The following is a 612-nucleotide window of genomic DNA, read 5'->3' as shown; positions in this document are numbered from 1 at the left end:
GATCAGTGCTGTAAATGGTATTGACGCTACTGGTGCTGCGGTCGGTGCTGATGCTGTTCCTGATGGAAAATACAGTGGTGATTTGCGGGTGGATTTCCAGGCGACTTGGAGCAAGTCAGATGCGCCAAGTGGTTTTTAAATAGTGTTAATATAAATAAATTTATTGCATCTTAATTAGTATCCCGCATAACTCTGCGGGATACTTCATGGTGGCTGTCATGAAAAACATAGTGTATATAGTTATACTCCTCATTTCTTATCCTGTCACGGCAATACAAATTGATTCTGTCAACACTTTTATGGCACCGAATAAAAATGTAGTTAGCCAAAAGGTTAGCAATCCATCGTCAACGGCACATTTGGTGACAATTAAAGTCCAAAGAATAGACTCTCCGTACACAGGAAAGGTCGTTTCAGTACCTCATAGTGAAGTACAGGAACTTACATTCACGCCTGAACGGATATTGCAACCAGCAGGTTCCAGTAATTTCGTTAAGTTTTATTATAATGGGCCAAGAGATGACAAGGAGCGTTACTATAAGGTTACTTGGGTGGATGACCCGCTGTCACTAAAAAACCAGGATAGTGATAAAAAGGCGGCCTCATTACATG

The 612-nt window shown here is 41.2% G+C and carries 1 pseudogene; it reads left to right on the top strand.

Annotated features, from left to right (window positions below):
* Positions 1–218: 218 nt before the first annotated feature.
* Positions 219–612, top strand: a pseudogene (locus LG31_RS21715) (hypothetical protein); the annotation flags it as partial.

The organism is Aeromonas lacus (assembly GCF_000764665.1).
Lineage (GTDB): Bacteria > Pseudomonadota > Gammaproteobacteria > Enterobacterales > Aeromonadaceae > Aeromonas > Aeromonas lacus.
The sequence above is the reverse complement of the archived record's forward strand: the minus strand, read 5'-3'. Positions and strand labels throughout refer to the sequence as shown.